The sequence below is a fragment of the Actinophytocola sediminis genome (assembly GCF_054779715.1).
Genome location: NZ_BAAGXS010000100.1, coordinates 1 through 19,207 on the forward strand (window position 1 = coordinate 1; position 19,207 = coordinate 19,207).

Genomic DNA, 19,207 nt, shown 5'->3' on the forward strand with positions numbered 1-19,207 from the left:
CGCCGCGGCCGCGGGCGCGCCAGCGGCGACGCCCGCCAGGCCGGCCGGCAGCGAGACCTCCAGCCGGCGACCGCCGACCTCGACCACCAGCTGCTGCCTCGGCTCGTCGTCGGGGAGCTCGGTGGTCGCGGCGAACGGCTCGATGGTGTTGGCGAACTCGGTCTCGATCCAGCGGGTGTGCACCGAGAACGCCGTGCCGTCGCCGACGAACGCCGGGTCGCGCACGATCGCCCGGTGGAACGGCAGCACGGTGGCCATGCCATCGACCACCATCTCGCCGAGTGCCCGGCTGGCGCGCGCCAGCGCGTTGGCCCGGTCCTCGCCGGTGACGATCACCTTGGCCAGCAACGAGTCGAACTGGCCGCCGATCACCGTGCCGGACTCGACGCCGGTGTCCACCCGCACGCCCGGCCCGTCCGGCGCGACGAACCGGGTGACCACGCCGGGTGCCGGCAGGAAGTTGCGGCCGGCGTCCTCGCCGTTGATCCGGAACTCGATCGAGTGACCCCGGGGCTCGGGATCGGTGTCGAAGCGCAGCCGCTCCCCGGCCGCGATCCGGAACTGCTCGCGCACCAGGTCGATCCCGGCGGTCTCCTCCGAGACCGGGTGCTCGACCTGCAGGCGGGTGTTCACCTCGAGGAAGGAGATCGTGCCGTCGACCCCGACCAGGTACTCGACCGTGCCGGCGCCGGAGTAGCCGGCCGCCTGGCAGATCGCCTTGGCCGAGGAGTGGATCTGGGCCCGCTGGGCGTCGGTGAGGAACGGCGCGGGGGCCTCCTCGACCAGCTTCTGGTGGCGGCGCTGCAGCGAGCAGTCGCGGGTGCCGACGACCACCACGTTGCCGTGGGTGTCGGCCAGCACCTGGGCCTCGACGTGCCGGGGCTTGTCCAGGTAGCGCTCGACGAAGCACTCACCCCGGCCGAACGCGGCGACCGCCTCGCGCACCGCGGACTCGAACAGCTCCGGGATCTCCTCGATGGTCCTGGCGACCTTCAGCCCCCGGCCACCGCCGCCGAACGCGGCCTTGATGGCCACCGGCAGCCCGTGCTCCTCGGCGAAGGCCACCACCTCGGCATGGCCGGCGACCGGGCCCTTGGTGCCGGGCACCAGCGGCGCCCCGGCGGCCATGGCGATGTGCCGCGCGGTGACCTTGTCGCCGAGGTCGCGGATGGCCTTGGGGTTCGGCCCGATCCAGGTCAGCCCGGCGTCGAGCACGGCCTGGGCGAAGTCGGCGTTCTCCGAGAGGAAGCCGTAGCCGGGGTGTACCGCGTCCGCGCCGGCACGGGCGGCGACGTCGAGCAGCTTGGCGATGTCCAGGTAGCTGTCCGCGGCGGTCGAGCCGCCGAGCGCGAAGGCCTCGTCGGCCAGCCGGACGAACAGCGCGTCCCGGTCCGGGTCCGCGTACACCGCGACGCTGGCCAGCCCGGCGTCCCCGCAGGCCCGGACAACCCGTACCGCGATCTCCCCGCGGTTGGCGATCAGGACCTTGCTGAGCTGCTCAGGCACGCCCTACTCCCTTTTCGAAGCGCAGAAGCTGCACACTGGGTACCGAGGGGAGTCTACGTATTCGAGGTACCCCGGGAACCGAGAGCGTGGTCACGTGCAGGGACGAGGTGACGAGGTGGCTGCCGGACGAACGCCGTGGTTGGTGATCGCCGCCGCGCTGGTTGCGGTGGTGGTCGCGGCGGGCGCGCTGGTCGGCGCGGTCGTCGTGCGCGAGCATCGGGCGGACTCGGCGGCGGCGGAGCTGCCGCCGACGTCGGTGGCGCCGCCGACGGTGACCGGGTGCCTGGCCGAGCCGTGCCAGGTGCTGGCGAGCACGCCGGTGGCCGGGACGACGGTTCAGCTGGTCGCCGACGCGGGTGCCCGGTCCGGGCGACTGCGCATCGGCGGCCCGTCATCCAGCGATGTCATCGAGACGACGATCACGGACCTGGGGGTCACGCTGACGAAGGATTCGTTGCAGTGTGTGGCCACCGCGTTGTCGGCCTGTCTGGTGTCGGGTGCCTACGAGGACGGTGTCGCCGGGCAGGTGGTCGTCGGGCGCTCCGGCAAGTGGAGCTCGTTGAGCAGCCCGTTCGTGTCCGGCGCCGGGTACCTCGCGCTGGCGGAGGTGGCCGCCTCGCAGAGCGGGCCGGAGGTGATCGCTGCGCAGTACGCGTGCGCCGAGGTCGACTGCGCGGACTCACCGGTGTTCGCGCAGGTCTTCGCCATCTCCAGCGGCACCGAGGTCGGCTGCACCCAGGACCACGACGACGTCGAGTCGCTCCCGGGCTACCCCGAGGTCACGCTGACCGACGACGAGCTGGCGCCCTGCTGAGCCCGGTCAGCCGCGCCGCCACAGCTCGACCACCGACACCCCGATCTCGATCAGCAGCCGGCGGGTGAGCGGCAGGCTGAGGCCGATCACGCTGGACGGGTCGCCGTCGATGCCGTCGACGAACCAGCCGCCGTAGCCGTCGAGGGTGAACCCGCCGGCGACCGCCAGCGGCTCGCCGGTGGCGACGTAGGCGTCGATCTCGGCCGGGCTCGGCGAGCCGAAGCGGATGGTGGTGCTCGCGGTGCCGGAGGCGATGGCGCCGGCCACGCCGTCCTGGACGCGGATCACCGAGTGGCCGGTGAGCAGCACGCCGGTGCCGCCGACCATGTCCAGCCAGCGGCGGCGGGCGAGCTCGGCCGTGCCCGGCTTGCCGACCAGCATGCCGTCGTGGGCGAGCATCGAGTCACAGCCGATGACCACCGAGTCCGGCAGGTCGGCGGCGATCGCGGCGGCCACGGTCTGCGCCTTGGCCTCGGCGAGCGCGACCACGATCGTCTCCGGGGCGGCGTCCTCGTGCATCGTGGCCAGCAGGGCGTCCTCGTCGACGCCGGAGATGTAGACGTGGGGCTCGACCCCGGCGCCGCGGAGCAGCTGGAGCCGGGCGGGGGACTGGGAGGCGAGAACCAGGTGCACGGGCGGAGGTTAGCCGACCGGCTCCCTGGTGCGGCTCCTGCGCGGCAGCCGGATGTTGAGCGCGGCGATCACGCCGAGCAGCAGCACCGCGATCGGCAGCACCAGGCTGGCCTTGGCCGCGCTGGTGAACCCGCTGTGGAAGACGTCGGTGACGATCCGCTCGACGATCTCGGCGACGTCCGGGTCGAGGTTGCTCGGCACCGGCGGCGTGGTGGCGTCGAACTGGCTGGCGGTGTTCGCCGCGTCGGTGATCCGCTGGACGAACTCCTCGCGGTAGCGCGGCGGCAGGCGTTCGGCGTAGGCCATGGCGGCCTCGGGCACCGAGTAGGCGATGCCGACCTGGAGCAGCATGCCGACCGCCGCGCTGCCCAGCACGCCGCCGACCTGCCGGGAGGTGTTGAACACCCCGGAGGCGGCGCCGATCAGGTCGCCGGGCAGGCGCGCGGTGGCCGCCGCGGTGAGCGGGGCGAACACGCAGCCGATGCCGACGCCGGTGACGATCAGCCAGGGCACGAGTGACCACGGATCGATGTCCGGCTCGGCCTGCCAGGCCAGCGCGGCCGTGCCGGCGCCGAGGGTGACCAGCCCGGACACGATCAGCGTCCGGGCGCCGACCCAGGTCCAGGTCGAGCCGGCCACCATCGCGGTGACGCCGGCCGCCGCCGCCATGGGGAACGCGAGCACGCTCGACTCCAACGGGCTCATCTCGAGCACCGTCTGCAGGTAGAGCACCAGCGGGAGGAACATCCCGGTGGTGGCGAAGCCGAGCGCGGCGTGGGTCAGGTTGGCCGCGCCGAAGGTCCCGTCCCGGAACAGCCCGAGCGGCACCAGCGGGTCGGTCTCGGTCGGCCGGCGGCGGAAACGCAGCTGCCGCCAGGCGAACAGCCCGAGCAGCACCAGGCCGAGCACGATCAGGTGCAGCACGGTCACCGGCCCGACGACCGTCCCCCAGTGGTAGTGCTGCCCGTTCTGCACGCCGAACACCAGCGTGAGCAGCCCGGTCGAGCACAGCACGGCGCCGGGCACGTCGAACCGGCTCCACCGCCGCGGCTGCCAGTTCGGCAGCGCGACGATCGCGACGATCAGGCTGACCACGCCGATCGGCAGGTTGATCAGGAAGATCCACTGCCAGCCGATGTGCTCGACCAGCAGCCCGCCGATCACCGGCCCGGCGAGCGTGGCGACGCCGGCCACGGCGCCCCACACGCTGATCGGCAGCCCGCGTTTCTCCGGCGGGAAGAGCCGGGTGATGAACGAGAGCGTCTGCGGGGTCATCGCCGCCGCGCCGAGGCCCTGCACCGCCCGCGCGGCGATCAGCATGCCGGCCGAGGTCGCCAGGCCGCTCCACAACGAGGCCCCGGTGAAGATCACCAGGCCGACGATCAGCACCCGCTTTGGCCCGAACCGGTCGCCGAGGCGGCCGGTGAGCAGCAGCGGGACGGTGTTGGCCAGCAGGTAGACGCTGTTGACCCAGACGACCTCGTTGAGGTTGGCCTCCAGCCCGCCGAGCATGGCGGGGATGGCCACCGTGACGATGGTCGAGTCCAGCATGATCATGAAGAAGCACGCGCAGAGGCCCCACATGGCCGTCCACGGACTGCGCACGCCACTCATGTTCCTGGTACCCCTCGATCCGGTGGCCGATCGGCCACGCCGGTCAGCAGTGTGCCCGTTCCGACCACGCCGCCTCGCGCACGGTTCCGTACCGGTCCGGCCGATGACGGAGCGTCGCCACCGGCGGGTGCCCCGAAGCGGCTACCGTCGGACAGACGACCAGCTGTGGAGGGCGATGCGCGCGTGAAGAACCTCGCGATGTCCGCGGAGTTACACGACTACCTGGTGGCTCACGGCAGCCCGCCCGACCAGGTGGCCAGGGAGCTGATCGCCCGCACCAGCGAGCTCGGCGGCCAGGCGCGGATGCAGGTCGCGCCGGAACAGGGCGCGTTGTTGACCATGCTGGCCCGGTTGCTGGACGCGCGGCTGGTCGTCGAGGTCGGCACGTTCACCGGGTACTCGACGCTGTGCCTGGCGCGCGGGCTGTCGGCGGGCGGCCGGGTGATCGCCTGTGACATCTCCAGCGAGTGGACGGCCATCGCCCGGCAGGCGTGGGCCGAGGCCGGGGTGGCGGAGCTGATCGACCTGCGGCTGGGGCAGGCGGTGGACACCCTGGCCGCGTTGGCGCCGGAGCCGGTCATCGACCTGGCCTTCATCGACGCGGACAAGGTCAACTACGTCAACTACTGGACCGAGCTGGTGCCCAGGATGCGGCCGGGCGGCCTGCTGGTGGCGGACAACGTCTTCTACTCCGGCGAGGTCCTCGCGGCCGACCCGACGGCGAACGGCGCGGCCATCCGCGACTTCAACGACCACGCCAGCGCCGACCCCCGCGTCGAGCTGGTCATGCTCCCCATCGCCGACGGCATCACCCTGGCCCGCCGCGTCGACGAACCGTAGGCCAGGCGTCACCTCAGGCGTCACCTCAGGCGGGCCGATGCCCGCCAGGCGTCTTGGCCGTGGGGTAGGGGTTGGCGCAGTTGGGACGCCCGGTCGGACCACCGGGACCGAGGCGGCGGTTGGGGCGAAGACTCGGTGGACAACCCCGCCAGCGCCGCCACCAGCGCCGCCACCTCGACCTCGGTCGGCTCGCCGCGCACCACGCGCAGCACGGGCCGCCGCTCCTGCTCGCTCACAGCGGGATGTTCCCGTGCTTCTTCGGTGGCAACGTCTCGCGTTTGTCCCGCAACAACCGCAGTGCCCTGGCAAGGTGCCCACGCGTGTGCGACGGCGGGATCACCGCGTCGACATAACCGCGCTCGGCGGCGACGTACGGGTTGTCCAGCGCGTCCTCGTACTCCTGCTGTAACCGCGCGCGCAACGCGTCCACGTCCTCGCCGTCGGCCGCCGCGCGGGCCAACGTCTTGCGGTGCACGATGTTCGCCGCGCCCTGGGCGCCCATCACCGCGATCTGCGCGGTCGGCCACGCCAGGTTCAGGTCGGCGCCGAGGTGCTTGGACCCCATCACGTCGTACGCGCCGCCGTAGGCCTTGCGGGTGATCACGGTGAGCTTGGGCACCGTCGCCTCCGCGTAGGCGTAGATCAGCTTCGCGCCCCGGCGGATGATGCCGTTCCACTCCTGGTCGGTCCCCGGCAGGAACCCCGGCACGTCGACGAAGGTCAGCACGGGCACGTTGAACGCGTCGCAGGTGCGCACGAACCGCGCGGCCTTCTCCGAGGCGTCGATGTCCAGGCAGCCGGCGAACTGCGTCGGCTGGTTGGCCACGATCCCGACGGCCGTGCCGTCCACCCGGCCGAACCCGACCAGCACGTTGGGCGCGAACAGCGAATGCACCTCGAGGAACTCGCCGTCGTCGACGACGCGGTTGATCACCTCGTGCATGTCGTATGGCTGGTTGGGCGAGTCCGGGATCAGCTCGTCGAGCTCCCGGTCCTCGTCGGTGATCGAGTCGGCGACCGCGCCGGGCGCCACCTGGGCGGCGAGCACCGGCGGGTCGGACAGGTTGTTCGACGGCAGGAACGACAGCAGGTCCCGCACGTAGGCCAGCGCGTCGTCCTCGTCGGGCGCCAGGTAGTGCGCGACCCCGGACTTCGTGTTGTGCGTGCGCGCCCCGCCGAGCTCCTCGAACCCGACGTCCTCGCCGGTCACCGTCTTGACCACGTCCGGCCCGGTGATGAACATGTGCGCGGTCTGGTCGACCATCACCACGAAGTCGGTCAGCGCGGGCGAGTACACGTGCCCGCCCGCGTTCGCCCCCATGATCAGCGAGATCTGCGGGATGACGCCGGAGGCCCTGGTGTTGCGCATGAAGATCTCGCCGTAGAGGCCGAGGGAGACCACGCCCTCCTGGATGCGCGCGCCACCACCCTCGTTGATCCCGATGATCGGCCGCCCGGTCTTCAGCGCGAGGTCCATCACCTTGACGATCTTCTCGCCGTACACCTCGCCGAGCGCCCCGCCGAAGACCGTGACGTCCTGGCTGAACACGCACACCGGGCGGCCGTCGACGGTCCCGTGCCCGGTGACCACGCCGTCGCCGTAGGGCCGGTTGTTCTCCAGCCCGAAGTTGGTCGACCGGTGCCTGGCCAGCTCGTCCAGCTCCACGAACGATTCGGGGTCGAGCAGCTTGTCGATGCGCTCCCGCGCGGTCATCTTCCCGCGCGCGTGCTGCTTGTCGACCGCGCGCGCGGACCCGGCGTGCACCGCCTCGTCGCTGCGGCGGTAGAGGTCCGCCAGCTTGCCGGCGGTCGTGTGGATGTCGGGCTCGCCTGCCGGCGGCTCGCCGAGGGGCTCGGTGGCGCTGCTCATGTGGGTAAACCTCCGAATCGGAGCCTAGCCACTGCGATGACCTCGTGAGACGTTGCTTGGGTCACTCGGACGGTGATCGAGGAACGGCGGATCGGCGGCCGCGCCCGGTAGGTTCGGCACCGTGACCGGACATGGTGGCGACAAGCCGGACGACCTGGACGTGCTGGCCCTGCGCGAGGAGTTGGTCGCGCCGAACGGTCCCTACGCCGCGCTGGACGTGGTGGCCAGTACCGGGTCGACCAACGCCGACCTGCTCGCCGCCGCGCGCGACGGGGCGGCCGACCGCACCGTGCTGATCGCCGACACCCAGACCGCCGGTCGCGGCCGGCGCAACCGCGCGTGGGTCTCACCACCCGGCGCCGGGCTCTACCTCAGCGTGCTGATCCGGCCGGCCGCCGTGCCGGCGCCCCGGCTGGGCACGATCGGCATGGTCGCCGGGCTCGCGCTGATGCACGCGGCCGGGCAGGCCGGGGTGCCGGCCTCGCTCAAGTGGCCGAACGACCTGCTCGCCGGCGGCACCAAGTGCGCCGGGGTGCTGTCGGAGGTGGCCAACGACGGCGCGACCCAGGCCGCGGTCGTCGGCGTCGGGCTCAATGTCAAGCCGCTCGGCGCGGACGTGCCGGCCGGACCGGGCGCGCTGCCCGCGGGCTCGCTGGCCGAGCAGGGCGCCGAGCACACCGGCCGCACCGAGATCGCCGCCGCCTGGCTGCGCGCGTTCGTCGAGCTGGAGTCGGCCTGGCGGCTGGCCGACGGCGATGTCGAGCGCAGTGGCGTGCTCACCGGCTACCGCGAGGCCTGCGGCTCGATCGGCCAGCGGGTGCGCGCCGAGCTGCCGGACGGGTCCGACCGCGTCGGGGTCGCGGTCGACGTGGACGTCGACGGCAAGTTGTTGATCAAGCTCGACGACGGCGCGGTGCACGCGCTGTCCGCCGGCGACGTCGTGCACCTGAAGGCTGGCGTCTGAGCCTGACCACCTGAGCTTTTCGAGTCCGTGCACTTTCACCGGCCCTTCGCCGGTACGGTTACTCGCGTCAGCACTCGGCGAGGCGCTTGTATCGGGAGGACGCCGTGCCCTACCCAGACGATCTGCTCAGTGACGGCGAGCGCGTCATCCTGCACAAGCACTCGCACTGGAAGATGTTGCTGGTCCCCTACCTGGTGCTCATCGTGACGCTGGGTCTCGGCGGCTGGCTGGCCTTCCTGATCAAGGACGAGTCCTGGAACATGGTCGGCTGGATCGCGATCGGCGTGCTCGGCCTCGCGATCCTGGTGTGGCTGTTCTTCGTCCCGTTCATCCGCTGGCGCACCACCCACTTCATCGTGACCACCGACCGGGTGATGGCGCGCGAGGGCGTGATCAACCGCACCGGCATCGACATCCCGCTCGGCCGGATCAACTCCGTGCGGTTCGAGCACGGCCTGGTGGACCGCATCTTCGGCTGCGGCACGTTGATCATCGAGTCCGCCTCCCAGGAGCCGTTGGAGTTCGACGACATCCCCAAGGTGGAGCGGGTGCACACGCTGATCTACCGCGAGGTCAACGACAATCCGCACGACGACTTCGGGAACACCACCCAGCAGCTGACGCCGCCGCAGGGCGACCAGCGGCGCCGGTGAGCCTGCTCCGGTGAGCGCGCGCGAGCGGGGTCTGCCGGAGCGGGTGCCGGCCGACGGGTTGCCGGCCGAGGTGACCGTCTGGGAGGTCGGGCCGCGCGACGGGTTGCAGAACGAGCAGGCGGTCGTGCCGGTCGCGGTGAAGCTGGAGTTTCTCGAGCGGCTCGCCGACGCCGGGCTGACCACGATCGAGGCGACCAGCTTCGTGCACCCCAGGTGGGTGCCGCAGTTGGCCGACGCCGAGTCGCTGCTGGCCGGGCTCTCCCGGCGGGCCGGCGTGCGCTACCCGGTGCTGGTGCCCAACGAGCGCGGCCTTGACCGGGCGCTCGCGGCCGGCGTGCGGCACATCGCGATCTTCGCCAGCGCCACCGAGACCTTCGCCAAGCGCAACCTCAACCGCACCGTCGACGAGCAGTTCGCCATGTTCGACCCGGTGGTCACCAGGGCACTGGCCGAGGGCATGGACGTGCGGGGCTATGTCTCGATGTGTTTCGGCGACCCGTGGGAGGGCCCGGTCGACCGGGCCGCCGTGGTGGCCGTCGGCCGCAGGTTGCTCGACCTCGGCTGTTCACAGCTCTCCATCGGCGACACGATCGGCGTGGCCACCTCGGGCCAGGTCGACGCGCTGCTCGACGACTTCGCCGCCGCCGGCACGCCGATGTCCGCGCTGGCCGTGCACTTCCACGACACCTACGGCCAGGCGCTGACCAACACGCTGACCGCGCTCCGCCACGGGGTGTCCACTGTGGACTCATCGGCCGGTGGGCTCGGCGGTTGCCCGTACGCGGAGTCGGCCACCGGCAACCTCGCCACCGAGGACCTGGTCTGGCTGCTCGACGGGCTCGGCGTGCGCACCGGCGTCGACCTCGACCGGCTGGCCGACACCAGCGCCTGGCTCGCCGGCACGCTTGGCCGGCCGAGCCCGTCGCGGGTGGTCCGGGCACTGCGGGGCTGAGGATGATCCCGGAGCTGGCCGGCGGACCCGTGCTGGTGTGGCGGCTGGCCGCGCCGATGGTGGCGATCTCCTCCGGCCCACTCGGCGGCGGCCTCGGCGAGCGCCGCTGGGTGCTCAACGCGACCGTGCCCAACGGCTACGACCGCGACGACCCCGACACCCATCTGCGCGAGCTCGCCGCGGCCCTCGACCTGCGTGGTCCCGGCACCGGCTTCCTGACCGCGGTCGACGTGCGCACGGTGGTGCACCGCGCGGACTCCGGGGTGTCGGCCTCGGTCACCACCGGCGTCGGCGCGCACCCCACGTGGGCCGCGGCGCCGGCTGCCGCCCCCGTCGAGCGGGTGGGCACGATCAACGCGGTGTGCTTCCTGCCGGTCCGGCTGTCCGACGCCGCGCTGGTGAACGCGGTGGCCACGGTCGCCGAGGCGAAGGCACAGGCGTTATGGGACGCGGGCGTGCCGGGCACCGGCACCAGCACCGACGCGACCGCGCTGCTCTGCCCGCTCGACGGCGAGCCCGCGCCCTTCGGCGGTCCACGATCGCCGGTCGGGGCCGCGCTGGCCCGCGCGGTGCACGCGTCGGTGCGCGCGGCGTTAACGGCCTAACGAACGGGGAACCCCGGGAACCGTCCCGCCGCCGGCCGCGTCCAACGCGAGACCGACGACCATGCCGTCACCAATGCGGAGGTAGCCGTGGAGGCTGACCACCGAGCCCAGGTCGAGGAACTGCTGGCGGAGTACCGGCGCAGCCGGGAGCAACTCGGCTCCGTACACCGCTCACTGGCCACCATCACCGAGTCGGCGTCGAGCGCGGATGGGCTGGTCACCGCCACGGTCGGGGCGCACGGCCAGCTCGTCGACCTGGTCATCGCCGAGACCGCCTATCGGACGTTACGTGCCCACGAACTCGCCCAGCGCGTCGTCGAGCTGACCGAACGGGCCGCGGCGCAGGCGGCCCGCCGGGCGGGCGAGGTGCTCGCCCCGGTGCTGCCGAGGGACGCCGACCCGGAGGCGTTGCTGCGTGGCACCGCCGACCTGAACGCGGCGGAGCTGGCGCCGGCCGAGGAGGCCGAGGGCACGTTCGAGGATCTGACCTGGATGGAGACCGGAGGGCCGCGATGAACGACGCTACCGCCGGTTTCGCCGCCGACCCGGACAGGTTGGCCGCGCAGGGTGGTCAGTTCGACGACCTGGTCGGCCGGGTCGGGCGGATCCACCGCACGCTGGCCGACGCGCTGTCGGAGTCCGGGGAGTGCTGGGGGGCCGACGCGGTCGGCCGCAGCTTCGGCGCCGTGCACGCCACGCCCGCCGACGGCACGCTCAGCCAGCTGTCGGCGCTGACCGAGCGGTTGGGCGGCGTCGGCACCCGGTTCGTGGACACCGGCGCCGCGTACACCGCCGCCGACGACGGCGCGATCGAGCGGCTGCGCGCCGCCGGCCAGGACGGGTAGCGGTGGGTATCGAGCTGCCGCCCGAACTCGCCGGCGTCGCCGCGCAGGCAGGCGTCGCCTGGCCGGAGGCCGACGAGGAGGCGATGGCCCGGTCGGCACAGGCGTGGCGGGACGCGGCCGACAACATGACGGCGTTGACCTCGGACGCGGACAACACCGCGCGCACGGCGCTGCGCGCGGTGGCCGGGACGACCGGCGCGGAGGCGCAGCGGCACTGGTCGACGTTCGTCGAGCCGGACTCGGGGCATCTGACCTCGACCGTGCGCGGCATGACCGGGGCGGCCGACCGGTTGGCGCAGGCCGCCGAGCAGGTCGGCGCGGCGAAGGTGGAGATCGTCCGCAACCTGGTGACGCTGGCGCAGAACGCCGACGCCGCGCACAGTGCCGCGGCGGCCGGCCATCCGATGGCGCTGGCCGGGCTGGACACGGCGGTACGCGGGACGAGTGCGAACGTGGCACACATCGAGACGAGCCTGGTCGAGGCGGTGCGGCCGGGGTCGGGGGTCGACATGTCGGCGGTGGTGCCGCCGGTCAACGCGAGTCCAGGGGTGCACTCGGCGGTGCTGACGGACACCGTCGGCGCGGTGGCGGGCCTCGCCGGTGACGCGGCGGCGGGCACCGTCGGCGCCGTCCAGGACGTCGCGGGTGGCACGGTCGGTGCGGTCGGCGATGTCGCTGGTGGTGTGGTCCCGGGTGTCGCCGACTCGGTGCGTGGCACGGTGGGCGCGGTCGGCGATGTCGGCGGTGACGTGACTGGGACTGTTGGCGCGATCGGTGATGTCGCCGGTGGTGCGGTTGGCGGTTCGGCGCCGGGCCTCGGGGACTCGGTGCGGGGCACCGTGGGCGCGGTTGGCGATGTCGCCGATGGGGTGGCGGACGGCATCGTGGCGCCGGGTCGGGACATTGCAGGGGACGTCGGCGGGGACATCGGCGGCCGTGGGCCCGGGCTGGCGCCCGACCATGGCCAGCCCGGCTTTCGCGACCCCGACATCACCGGCCCGGTCCCGATCGGCACGCCTCCCGACCTCCTCCCGCGCGGCGAGATTCCCGGTGACATTCCCGGTGACGACCGGCCGACCCCACCGACCGGCGTCACCGTCCAGGCGGGCTTCGACGCCGGCCCGGCTCCCGCCGCCGCCCCGGCCAACCTGCCACCCGCCGCCCCACCACTGGCCGCCCCGCCCGGCGGCCAGGTCGGGGCCGCCCCGGCGTTCGGTGCCGGACTCGCCGCCCCACCAGCAGCTCCCGGCCCGCCGCCCGCCGCCCCACCGCCCGCCGCCCCGGTCGGGCGGCCGGTCGACCGGCCGTTCCCGGCCGCGCCCCTCGTTCCCCGCAGCGTCGCGCCGCCGCCCATCCCGGTCCAGCTCAGCCAACCCGCCCAGCCAGTCCCCCCACCGATCCCACCGGCCCAACCCGCCGCCGGCCAGCCGGTCTACCGCGAACGCGACGAGGTCCTCGCGCTGTTCTGGGTGCACATGTTCCCCATCGGCCACATCCCGGTCGCCGCCGACAAACCGGCGCGGCAGGTGCCGCCACCGCCGTCGGAGCTCGACTACGCGGCCGGCCTGCGGTTCCCGCCGGGCGACCACCCGCGAACCGACCTCGTCGACAGCGCCGACCGCCGCGCGGCACTGCGCGCCGGCGCCCCCGTTGTCACCGCGTCCGATCCGCTCGACCGCGCCGACCTGGCCCACCTCACCGATGGCCACGACCCGCTCGGCGGCCAGCACGAACGCGACTGGGACCGGCGCTACCAGGTCCGGTTCGGCAGCGTCACCGCCGAGGGCATCCGGCCGGACGGGCTGGAGTTCGCCTGGCCGCCCGGCGAGCTGTACCCGGAGGGCGGCTCCGCCGACGGCGAGGCCGAGATCCTCGACGAGGGCACCGAGCTCGACCGCTTCGGCCGGCCGGCGGGCCGGGTGTTCGCCGCGGCCGGCACCGCGTTCGCCAACCGGTCCCTGCCGCCCGCCCACCTCGATCTCGGATACCGGCGCTACCGGGTCTGCCGGCCGTTGCCGGTGTGGCGGGCGGTCTCCGCGGCGTGGTTCGCTCAACCGGGTGGCGGCATCCGCTACCGGACCACCCATTCGGCGATGGAACTCGTCGCGCTCGGCTACCTGGCCGACATCACCCGGGAGGAAACGTGAACGCCGAGTCGATCGCCGAGTGGCTCGCCGCGGTCGGCGTCCCCGCCGAGATCATCTCCATCGGGGTCGAGGCCGACAACTCCTGGTGCCTGGTCCGCGACGAGGCACCGGACGAGGACGGCGCCTACTGCTGGGAGGTGTTCTGGCGCGAGCAGGGCAACCGCTACGACTGGGCCAGGTTCACCAACGAGCAGGTCGCCTGCCACTACCTGTTCGGCAGGCTCACCTGGGCACAGGTCGTGCGCGGCGCCGTCGGCCTGCGACCTACGCCCGCCTGAGCAGCGCGAGCGCGTCCTCGTGCAGCGGCCCGTTGGTCGCCAGCGCGGTGCCGTGCTCGAACCCTGGCCTGCCGTCCAGGTCGCTGAACCGGCCGCCGGCCTCGGTGACCAGCACCTGCACGGCCGCCAGGTCCCACACGTTGACGATCGGATCGGCACAGATGTCGAGCGCACCCTCGGCGACCAGGCAGTACTGCCAGAAGTCGCCGAAGGCCCTTGTCTCCCAGCACGCCTCGACCAGCGCGAGGTAGCGCTCCCGTGAGTGGTACAGCGTCCACGCGTTGAGGTCGGTGGTCGACAGGTAGGCGTCGGTGAGCGCCTCGATCGCGGACACCCGCAGCCGCCGCGCCGCGCCGCCGCCGGTCGGTGCCGACCAGGCTCCGTCACCGGCCGCGGCCCACCACCGGCGGCCGAGCGCGGGGGCGCTGACCACCCCGACCGCCGGCTCGCCGGCGTCGACGAGCGCGATCAACGTCGCCCAGGCCGGCACGCCGCGCAGGAAGTTCTTGGTGCCGTCGATCGGGTCGACCACCCAGGTCCGCCCGGGGCCGAGCGCGCCGCCGCGCTCCTCGCCGAGGATCTCGTCACCCGGCCGGTCGACGGCGAGCACCGCCCGCATCGCGTCCTCGACCGCGGTGTCCGCGTCGGTCACCGGCGTGCGGTCCGGCTTGCGGTCGACCACCAGGTCAGCGGCCAGAAAACGGGTCGTGGTGATCGCGTCGGCGGCATCCGCGAGACGCAGCGCGACGGCCAGGTCGTCGGCAAGGCTGGGCATGCGGCAATCGTGTCACGCCCCCGGGGTTGACCCGATCGGGTACAGCCCCCGTCGGAAAAGATGACGCGATGACCGTGCACGCGTTCGTCGACGAGTCCGCCCGCCCACCCCGCTATCTGATCACCGCGGCCATCGTCGAGCCCGCCAACGTCCGCCGCCTGCGCCAGGCGTTGCGCGCGTTACTGCGTCCCGGTCAGCGCGAGCTGCACTTCTACAAGGAGAGGCCGGCCCACCGGCGCCAGCTCGCGGACACCATCGCCCGCCTTCCGGTCGAGGTGACCGTCTACCTCCGCACCTGGCACCGAGACTACGAGCCGGCACGGCAGGACTGCCTGGCCCGGCTGGTCGGTGACCTGCTGAGTCGCCAGGCTCATCGGCTCGTCATCGACAGCCGCAACGAGCAGGACATCTATGACGAGCGGACGCTGCGCCGGTTCCTCGGTCCGCACCCCAGCGGCAGCGAACTGGTGTACGAGCACGTGGACAGCACCAGCGAGGCCCTGCTGTGGATCGCCGACATCGCGGGTTGGTGTTACGGCGCAGGCGGCGAGTGGCGCAAGCGGATCGACCCCGTCGTGTCGCGGGTGGTCGATGTCGACTGCCGGTAGAAATCGTAAAACCCGCGAGACGACCGTCCGGACGCATCGCGGGCAAACGCAAAGCCCGTGACGAAACCGTCCGGAGACACCACGGGCTCACTTCCTCGGCCTACGGGGCCTCGGCTCGCCCAGCTTAGCACGCCCGCCCCCGGACGTTCCGGCTGTGGTGCGGCCCGATGTCGGTCCACGAGCCTAGGCTGATGGCCGTGAGCGTGGTGTTGCTGGCCGAGGACGACGCGGCGATCGCCGATCCGCTGTCCCGGGCCCTCCATCGGGAGGGCTACGAGGTGCGCGTCGTCGCCGACGGGCACAGCGCCTACGAGTCGGCCAACGGCGGCGGGGTCGACCTGCTCGTGCTCGACCTCGGCCTGCCGGGGATCGACGGCCTCGACGTCTGCCGCCGGCTGCGGGCCGCCGGCCGGGGGATCCCGGTGCTGATGCTGACCGCCAGGGCCGACGAGGTCGACTTCGTGGTCGGCCTCGACGCCGGCGCCGACGACTACGTCGCCAAGCCGTTCCGGCTGGCCGAGCTGCTCGCCAGGATCCGCGCGCTGCTGCGCCGCCGCGCCCCCGGCACCATCGAGGTCAACGGCGTCCGGATGGATCTCGCCGCCCGGCTGGTGATCGTCGACGGCGACGAGGTCACCCTGGCCAACAAGGAGTTCGAGCTGCTCCGGGTGCTCATCCAGCGCGCGGGCCAGGTGGTCACCCGCGAGGAGATCCTCGACGAGGTCTGGGGCGGTCCCGAGCTGCGCACCAGCAAGACGCTCGACATGCACATGTCCTGGCTGCGCCGCAAACTCGGCCACCGGGCCGCCCGGATCGCCACCGTGCGGGGCGTCGGCTTCCGCTTCAACTCCGAGTAGTCCGTGCGCCGCCGCATCCTGCTGGCGATCCTGCTGGCCGTCACCGTCACCGCCTGTCTGCTCGGCATCCCCCTCGGCTACACGGCCACCGCCGTGGTCGAGTCCCTGACCAGGGAGGATCTCGGCACCCGGGTCCGGCAGATCGCGGCGACGCTGGACGACGAGCTGGCCAACGGCCGCGCGCTGGACCTGGCCAGGGTGCAGCTGGCGGTCCCCCCTGGCGGCCACCTGCTGGTCACGCTCCCCGACAGCGGCCAGGAGCACAATCTCGGCCCCGACCTCGGCGAGGACACCGTCAGCGAGGAGGTGCCGATCGTCCAGCACGGCACCGTCCGGCTGTCCATCGACGCCGGCCCGATGCGCACCACCCAGATGCAGGTCGCCGCGCTGGTCGCGCTGGTCGTGGTGGTCACGATCGGCATCGGCTTCCTGGTCGCCATCGCCACCGCCCGCAGACTCGCCCGGCCGTTACGGCACGTCGTCGAGCGCGCGTCCCGCCTCGGCGCCGGCGACTTCCGGCTGGACCGCACCCGCTACCAGGTGCACGAGCTGGACCGGGTGGCCGAGGCGCTCGACGCGTCGGCCACCGCGCTCGCCCAACTGGTGCAGCGCGAGCGCGAGCTGGTCGGGGACGTCTCCCACCAGCTGCGCAGCCGGCTGACCTCGCTGCAGCTGCGGATCGAGGAGCTGACCGTCGTGCCGGACGCGGACGTCGCCCGCGAGGCGGGCGCGGCGCTGGAGCAGGCCGAGCGGCTCGCCGACGTGCTCGACGAGCTGATGACCGCCGCCCGCGAGGCCCGCGCGGTCGGCGCCGAGCCGGTCGACCTCGGCGACGAGCTGTTCGGCATCGCCGAGGAGTGGCGGGCGCCGCTGCGCAACCGGGGCCGGTCGTTGAAGCTGCGGGTGCAGGCGGGCCTGCTGGCCAAGGTCTCACCCGCCCGGCTGCGCGAGGTGATCGGCGTCCTGCTCGACAACGCGCTGCGCCACGGCGCCGGCACGGTGACCCTGGCCGCGCGCGACGGGGCCAGCGGCGACACCGTCCTGATCGAGGTCTCCGACACCGGCGCCGGCGTGCCGGACGAGCTGGCCGAGCACATCTTCGAACGCGGGGTCTCCGGCGGCGGCTCGACCGGGCTGGGGCTCGCGCTGGCCAGGGCGTTGATCGACTCCGACGGCGGCCGGCTCGAGCTGTCGACCAAGCGCCCGGCGACGTTCACCGTGTTCCTGCCGGTGCCGCGGGCGGGCGACGTGCAGGGCGTGCGCTGGCCGACCGAGCGCTCCCCGCGCTGAGCGGTCAGGGGTGGCCGAGCTCCTCGACCGCCGGGTCGTCGTCGGTCGTGGTGCCCGCGCGCCGGGGACTGTCGAGCTGGTCGGGGAACACCCAGCGCTTGAAGGCCCAGTACCGGAAGAACATCGCCAGCAGGGTGCCGATGATCGACCCGGCGGTGAAGTCGGCGATCTCCTGCACCAGCTTCGAGACGTGCGGCTCCTCGAACTCGAGGAAGTAGCGCGAGACGTACACCGGCGCCGAGTACAGCCCGACCGCGATCCCGCTGAACAGGAAGAACAGCGCCGCCTCGTGGTGGCGTTCGCGACCGCCCCTGGTGCGGAAGGACCACTCGCGGTTGAGCACGTAGGACACGATCGTCGCGATGATCACCGCGATGATCTTCGCGGTGACCGGCTTGTCCTCCAGGATCGTGAACTTCAGCAGGAACCAGATGCCGTTGTCGATCACGAACGTGGTGCCGCCGACGACGGCGAACTTCAGCAACTCGCGGTGCTTGAGGAGTACGGCGCGCAGCGGCGCTGGTACCCGGGCGAGCACGTTGTCGACGACGGTCACGGCCCGCAGTCTACGGAGACGTGCCGTTGCGCGATCGTGACCCGCCCGGTCAGTGTTACCTGCCGCCGCCCAACAACCAGTCCAGCAGCGAGCCGAGGCCTCCGCCACCGGTCTCCGGCACCGGTTCCGAACGGTCCGGCGGCGGCGTCGAGGTCGGGCTCGGCGGCGCGGTCGTCGTCGGCCCGGTGGCCGGCGGATCCTCGGTGGGCGGGTCGCTCGGCGGTGGCGTCGAGGTCGGCGGTGACGGCGTCGTCGTGACCGGTGGCGGCGTGGACGACGGCGAGGTGACCGGCGGCGGCGTCGGGTGCGTCGGCGGGGTCGGCGGGGTCGGGTCCGGTGGGTGGTGCCAGCCGGGCGGCAGGTTCAGTACGACCGAGTCGGCCGCGGTGCCCAGCCGCGCGGTGATCAGCACCGGACCGGCGTCCTGGTTGACCGGCCAGGGACGCGCGTCGAGCCGGAACCGCAGCTCGAGGTCCTCGCCCGGCGCGAGCTCGGCGGTGGTCGTGCACGTCGGGGTCACGGCCGTGGTGCAGGACATGTGTTGCTCGTAGCCGACCAGCTGGCCCGGTTGGTCGACGCTCACGGTGACCGGCCGGGCGCTGGTGCCGGTGTTCTCCACCACCACCCGCAGCTTCGGATACGGCCAGATGCCGGGCAGCAGGCCGACCCACTTGACCTTGGTCAGCTCGACCCCGTCGACCACGACCGGCGGTGAGACCCACACCGTGACCTGGATCGGCACCGCCATCGCGGTCCCGGAGCTGATCACCCCTGTGATCAGGCCGCCCGCACTGTCCTGGTCGGCGACCAGCCGGAACCGCAGCGTCACGGTCTCCGCCGGGCGCAGGCCGGCCGGACTCGTGCAGGTCGCCGTGCCGATGCCGGCGGGACACCCGACCGCGGCCGCGCGCACCCCGGGCCGGGGCGCGTCCAACCGCAGCAGTGGCGCCGCGGCGAACCCGTCGGTCGTCGCCGGCACCGCCCGAACCCCGGGGGGCAGGGTCAGCTGCGCGGCCACCGGTTCGGACAGCGACCCGCCGGTGTTGGTGACGGTGATCGGCAGGTCGACCGGATCGCCACCGGCGACCAGGGAGATCGGCACCGCCGGTGGCGTCGCGCTCAACGACGGCGGCTGTGGCGCCGGTGGCTGCGGAGCGGGTGGCGATGGCGGCGCCGGGTTGGGCGCGGGTGCCGGCGCTGGCTGCGGCGGTGCGGGCTCCGCTGGCGGCGGCGCCTGCGCGGGCGGCGTTGGCAGCTGGGTCGTCGGCGCCGGCTCCTGCACCATCGGCGGTGCCTGCTGCTGGGGTGGCGCGGCGGCGGGCACCTCCTGGCCGGCGCCGCCCGCGGTCAGGCCGAGCACGAACGCGGCGGCCAGCACGGCGGTCGAGGCGGCCATGCCG

The 19,207-nt window shown here is 73.2% G+C and carries 20 protein-coding genes and 1 pseudogene; 13 read left to right on the forward strand and 8 right to left on the reverse strand.

Annotation, left to right across the window (positions count from 1 at the left end; all coding sequences use genetic code 11):
- On the reverse strand, positions 1-1,506 hold a 1,506-nt coding region (locus ACYVIP_RS42500; RefSeq protein ID WP_460406790.1), incomplete at its 3' end, for an acetyl-CoA carboxylase biotin carboxylase subunit.
- A gap of 115 nt (positions 1,507-1,621) precedes the next feature.
- Here ACYVIP_RS42500 and ACYVIP_RS42505 point away from each other — a divergent pair.
- Complete coding sequence (locus tag ACYVIP_RS42505; protein WP_460406791.1) at positions 1,622-2,320, forward strand: hypothetical protein; 699 nt, start codon at positions 1,622-1,624, stop codon at positions 2,318-2,320.
- Between the two features lie 6 nt (positions 2,321-2,326).
- Here ACYVIP_RS42505 and ACYVIP_RS42510 read toward each other — a convergent pair whose 3' ends face one another.
- Entirely contained in the window at positions 2,327-2,953 is a 627-nt protein-coding gene (locus ACYVIP_RS42510) for a Maf family protein (RefSeq protein WP_460406792.1), read from the reverse strand.
- A gap of 9 nt (positions 2,954-2,962) precedes the next feature.
- The gene (locus ACYVIP_RS42515) at positions 2,963-4,558 is read right to left on the reverse strand and encodes an MFS transporter (protein ID WP_460406793.1); all 1,596 of its coding nucleotides are present in this window, start codon (positions 4,556-4,558) and stop codon (positions 2,963-2,965) included.
- Positions 4,559-4,750: 192 nt separating this feature from the next.
- On the opposite strand from ACYVIP_RS42515, the gene ACYVIP_RS42520 reads away from it, so the two are divergent.
- Positions 4,751-5,407 carry an O-methyltransferase gene (locus ACYVIP_RS42520; protein WP_460406794.1) on the forward strand — a complete coding sequence of 219 codons (657 nt, stop codon included), beginning with the start codon at positions 4,751-4,753 and terminating at the stop codon, positions 5,405-5,407.
- 20 nt (positions 5,408-5,427) lie between these two features.
- Here the strand turns inward: ACYVIP_RS42520 and ACYVIP_RS42525 are convergent, their stop codons facing one another.
- Together ACYVIP_RS42525 and ACYVIP_RS42530 are read right to left on the reverse strand one after the other, a co-directional pair.
- Positions 5,428-5,643 (reverse strand): acyl-CoA carboxylase epsilon subunit, encoded by a 216-nt coding sequence (locus ACYVIP_RS42525; RefSeq protein ID WP_460406795.1) that lies wholly within the window; start codon positions 5,641-5,643, stop codon positions 5,428-5,430.
- Complete coding sequence (locus ACYVIP_RS42530; protein WP_460406796.1) at positions 5,640-7,277, reverse strand: acyl-CoA carboxylase subunit beta; 1,638 nt, start codon at positions 7,275-7,277, stop codon at positions 5,640-5,642. The genes ACYVIP_RS42525 and ACYVIP_RS42530 overlap by 4 nt, the downstream gene beginning before the upstream one ends.
- 121 nt (positions 7,278-7,398) lie before the next feature.
- On the opposite strand from ACYVIP_RS42530, the gene ACYVIP_RS42535 reads away from it, so the two are divergent.
- The 8 genes from ACYVIP_RS42535 (at position 7,399) to ACYVIP_RS42570 (ending at position 13,721) form a co-directional block, all read left to right on the forward strand.
- Complete coding sequence (locus ACYVIP_RS42535) at positions 7,399-8,241, forward strand: biotin--[acetyl-CoA-carboxylase] ligase (RefSeq protein WP_460406797.1); 843 nt, start codon at positions 7,399-7,401, stop codon at positions 8,239-8,241.
- Positions 8,242-8,345: 104 nt separating this feature from the next.
- The gene (locus ACYVIP_RS42540) at positions 8,346-8,894 is read left to right on the forward strand and encodes a PH domain-containing protein (RefSeq protein ID WP_460406798.1); all 549 of its coding nucleotides are present in this window, start codon (positions 8,346-8,348) and stop codon (positions 8,892-8,894) included.
- Positions 8,895-8,904: 10 nt separating this feature from the next.
- Entirely contained in the window at positions 8,905-9,846 is a 942-nt protein-coding gene (locus ACYVIP_RS42545) for a hydroxymethylglutaryl-CoA lyase (protein WP_460406799.1), read from the forward strand.
- Between the two features lie 2 nt (positions 9,847-9,848).
- Complete coding sequence (locus ACYVIP_RS42550) at positions 9,849-10,451, forward strand: adenosylcobinamide amidohydrolase (protein ID WP_460406800.1); 603 nt, start codon at positions 9,849-9,851, stop codon at positions 10,449-10,451.
- 87 nt (positions 10,452-10,538) lie between these two features.
- Positions 10,539-10,967, forward strand: a complete 429-nt coding sequence (locus ACYVIP_RS42555) for a YbaB/EbfC family nucleoid-associated protein (protein WP_460406801.1) — start codon at positions 10,539-10,541, stop codon at positions 10,965-10,967.
- A complete protein-coding gene (locus ACYVIP_RS42560; RefSeq protein ID WP_460406802.1) occupies positions 10,964-11,296 on the forward strand; it encodes a hypothetical protein in 333 nt (110 codons plus the stop codon). Before ACYVIP_RS42555 ends, ACYVIP_RS42560 begins: the two co-directional genes overlap by 4 nt.
- A gap of 2 nt (positions 11,297-11,298) precedes the next feature.
- Positions 11,299-13,443, forward strand: a complete 2,145-nt coding sequence (locus ACYVIP_RS42565; RefSeq protein ID WP_460406803.1) for a TNT domain-containing protein — start codon at positions 11,299-11,301, stop codon at positions 13,441-13,443.
- The gene (locus tag ACYVIP_RS42570) at positions 13,440-13,721 is read left to right on the forward strand and encodes a hypothetical protein (protein ID WP_460406804.1); all 282 of its coding nucleotides are present in this window, start codon (positions 13,440-13,442) and stop codon (positions 13,719-13,721) included. The genes ACYVIP_RS42565 and ACYVIP_RS42570 overlap by 4 nt, the downstream gene beginning before the upstream one ends.
- On the opposite strand, the gene hisN is transcribed toward ACYVIP_RS42570, so the two are convergent.
- A complete protein-coding gene (gene hisN, locus ACYVIP_RS42575; RefSeq protein ID WP_460406805.1) occupies positions 13,708-14,496 on the reverse strand; it encodes a histidinol-phosphatase in 789 nt (262 codons plus the stop codon). The genes ACYVIP_RS42570 and hisN overlap by 14 nt on opposite strands.
- Before the next feature lie 68 nt (positions 14,497-14,564).
- On the opposite strand from hisN, the gene ACYVIP_RS42580 reads away from it, so the two are divergent.
- From ACYVIP_RS42580 to ACYVIP_RS42590, 3 genes are all read left to right on the forward strand, one after another.
- The gene (locus tag ACYVIP_RS42580; protein ID WP_460406806.1) at positions 14,565-15,104 is read left to right on the forward strand and encodes a DUF3800 domain-containing protein; all 540 of its coding nucleotides are present in this window, start codon (positions 14,565-14,567) and stop codon (positions 15,102-15,104) included.
- Between the two features lie 191 nt (positions 15,105-15,295).
- Positions 15,296-15,961 (forward strand): response regulator transcription factor, encoded by a 666-nt coding sequence (locus ACYVIP_RS42585; protein ID WP_460406807.1) that lies wholly within the window; start codon positions 15,296-15,298, stop codon positions 15,959-15,961.
- Between the two features lie 3 nt (positions 15,962-15,964).
- Positions 15,965-17,251, forward strand: a complete 1,287-nt coding sequence (locus ACYVIP_RS42590; RefSeq protein WP_460406808.1) for a sensor histidine kinase — start codon at positions 15,965-15,967, stop codon at positions 17,249-17,251.
- Positions 17,252-17,255: 4 nt separating this feature from the next.
- Here the strand turns inward: ACYVIP_RS42590 and ACYVIP_RS42595 are convergent, their stop codons facing one another.
- Both ACYVIP_RS42595 and ACYVIP_RS42600 read right to left on the reverse strand, forming a co-directional pair.
- A complete protein-coding gene (locus tag ACYVIP_RS42595; protein WP_460406809.1) occupies positions 17,256-17,807 on the reverse strand; it encodes a GtrA family protein in 552 nt (183 codons plus the stop codon).
- A gap of 55 nt (positions 17,808-17,862) precedes the next feature.
- A pseudogene (locus tag ACYVIP_RS42600) lies at positions 17,863-19,207 on the reverse strand (sigma-70 family RNA polymerase sigma factor); the annotation flags it as partial.